This is a genomic window from Candidatus Methylobacter favarea, assembly GCF_902806695.1.
Taxonomy (GTDB): domain Bacteria; phylum Pseudomonadota; class Gammaproteobacteria; order Methylococcales; family Methylomonadaceae; genus Methylobacter_B; species Methylobacter_B favarea.
The window spans coordinates 1-2,395 of record NZ_CADCXN010000036.1 but is presented as its reverse complement, the minus strand read 5'-3'; the positions used below and the strand labels follow the sequence as shown (position 1 = coordinate 2,395).

Here is a 2,395-nt window from a genome sequence, read left to right as displayed (position 1 = left end):
AGGGTCCAGAGGTTAAATACCTCTCCCAAGAGACCGAATACATGGCTGCAATCTTGATTTCTGTTGGAAACATCAATTTCTGTAAAAACTTGGCTTGCAATTGGGGAGGAGTCCATATATGACTCGATAGCATCAAACATGAAACATTTCCATGATAAACAGCCAGGCGGCCAGCCGATAAACGGCGGCTTTCAATCCGTTGATAACCGGATTAAAATGACATTTGCACGATGTATTCAAGGCCGCTTGGGGAACGCCATTCCCGGCGGCTTTTTTGTTGTCTAACATTCCTCTCCCCTTGGCTTATGTTTTCACTCAAGGCGCGGATGTCTTCCACGCGACAGGCAGTTGTTATGGGGCCAAGTTTGACTGGCTTTGGAAAGCGGCCATCTTTGACGCCTTGCCACCAGGTCGATTTGCCTACCAGAATAATGGCAGGTATAGGCGGTTCAGCTTTGGGGTTGCCTACGATTTGTGGTAAGCGTATATAGCTGGTCTGGGGTAGTTGGTGCATGTTGGATTACCTCCGTCCGAGTTATGACGGTGTCATCTTGCTTGATCTAAAGTGGTATTGCTGAATATAGGAAACAAAAGCTCAAAAAATGATGGTTTAATTTCCTTATCAATATTGAATTGTTTTGTAGAAGCCTTGGCAATTAATTGATGGGCAATTGTCGTCGATTGATTCATGCTTTCCCGGCGAACATTTGCAGCTTGCATTGCCTCGTAGAGAATCTCACTAGTAAGCGTATTGCGGAAGACCTATCTTGCATTTCAGGCCAACCCAGACGAATTAAATCACCAATTAACGGCACCGATGGATAGGTCGCGGTTCCATAGCAAAATTCCTCAGGGTGTCTGGAAAGAGATTATCCCACTGGCTGAGGGCTGGTTTGAGGTAATGATCAAGCGGCCGATTTCATAACGAGGCTCGATTAATTCAAATAACGTGGGTTTCCGCGTCCGTTGTTTTGACATAGCCGATATCATCAATAATCAGTACCTGATATTTATCCAGACGCGTCATAGCCGTCATTAAGTCCAGGTCACGCTTGGCTTGTTGCAGGCTTTACACCAGTGTTACCGCTGAGCACCCTTTAACGCGCACTTTCTGCTCGATTAACTGACCGGCAAGAGCGGCGGCAATATGCGATTAACCGACCCCCGAGGGGCCGATCAATAAGACGTTTTTGGCCCGGTATGCCCAGTCCATTTGCTCTTTCAGGGTAACAATTTGCTGTTGCACGGTGGCGCTGAGCTTTGCCAGGTTCAGATTGGCAAAGCTTTTCCCGGCAGGAAAGCCGCCTTCTCGGGCCCATTTTTGGACGCGTTTTTGATAGCGATCCGCCGTTCCCTGTGCACACAGTCCCGATAAATACCGAACATGGCCATAGCCCTTTTCAATAGCTTGCTGTTGATGACTTTGTTAAGGCCGGATAAAGGCAGGCAGCCTGAGTTCTTTCAATAACCAGTCGATGGCTTCAGGCAGAGCCGTCCTCGGATGATGCCAACTGTCTTGCATTAGATAAGCATAGCTGGCTAAGTCATGTTGCCGCGCAAGTATCAGGGGCACCGGTTACCGGCCTAAATAACGTTCTTGTAACGCCTTAAGACTCGGTAGTGGTTGGTTATGATCGAGAGTCGCCAGTAACTCCTTGCCTAGCCGTTCATCACAGTCATGATCCATGGCTAACCGCAACCGGCTGACGCTCCATTTGCAGGCCTCTTGTGACTGAAACTGGTGATCAGAGTCTCCACAAGGTTCGATAGCTCTCCGTAGGGAATAACTTATCCAGGAACTGTAAAAACCGGAAGGCCTGGGGTTTGGCGGATAGATGATGAATGAGGTGGCGATTATCAATCCTTCGAGCGCGTTATTGGGCGGCCTTCAGGTAAACACGAGGAAGCGTAGCGGTTAAGGCTTGCTCCCTATAAAAGGCCAAGCGATCATGATAAACAGGCACGCGAACGGTTTCGCCGATCATGCGTGAAGGCACGGTATAGAGTACCTTTTTGACTTCCAGGGTACTGCTGCGTGTCACCTTAAGACTGAGCTCGCTATAGTCCATGAAAAGCGTTCACCTGGTAATGTTTAAGACCTTCTGTTCCTCTCTAAACCGGTCATGGCAACGTTTATTCAAGTGCTCAGTGACTTTGTCCAAAAACGCTTGGCATTGCTAAATAGGTATTGCTAATTAACTATAGATAATCTCATTATTTCTTTTAGCCATCAGAAGCCTTACGGAATATTCCAACATCTTTTGGCACTTGCTGTAGCATTTTGACTTGCGGCGCAACCTGGCAAGGAAATGCCTGAACAAACTGTTGGAGCCCTCAACGGTGAAGGTTTCGGCCTTTGATTGCGTGTGTTGCCCTGCGGGGACAAAGCTCTCGT

Annotated in this window: 3 protein-coding genes and 2 pseudogenes; all 5 read right to left on the bottom strand. The window is 47.9% G+C overall.

Annotated features, from left to right (window positions below; translation table 11 throughout):
- Nucleotides 1–211 precede the first annotated feature (211 nt).
- Nucleotides 212–514 (bottom strand): helix-turn-helix transcriptional regulator, encoded by a 303-nt coding sequence (locus tag HUX64_RS03135; protein ID WP_217426418.1) that lies wholly within the window; start codon nucleotides 512–514, stop codon nucleotides 212–214.
- 32 nt (nucleotides 515–546) lie between these two features.
- Nucleotides 547–720: a hypothetical protein gene (locus HUX64_RS03130; protein WP_174624785.1), complete on the bottom strand. Its 174-nt coding sequence runs from the start codon at nucleotides 718–720 to the stop codon at nucleotides 547–549.
- Nucleotides 721–1,153: 433 nt separating this feature from the next.
- A pseudogene (locus tag HUX64_RS20350) lies at nucleotides 1,154–1,408 on the bottom strand (ATP-binding protein); the annotation flags it as partial.
- 466 nt (nucleotides 1,409–1,874) lie between these two features.
- A complete protein-coding gene (locus HUX64_RS03115; protein ID WP_174624783.1) occupies nucleotides 1,875–2,069 on the bottom strand; it encodes a Mu transposase domain-containing protein in 195 nt (64 codons plus the stop codon).
- 126 nt (nucleotides 2,070–2,195) lie between these two features.
- A pseudogene (locus tag HUX64_RS03110) lies at nucleotides 2,196–2,395 on the bottom strand (IS1 family transposase); the annotation flags it as partial.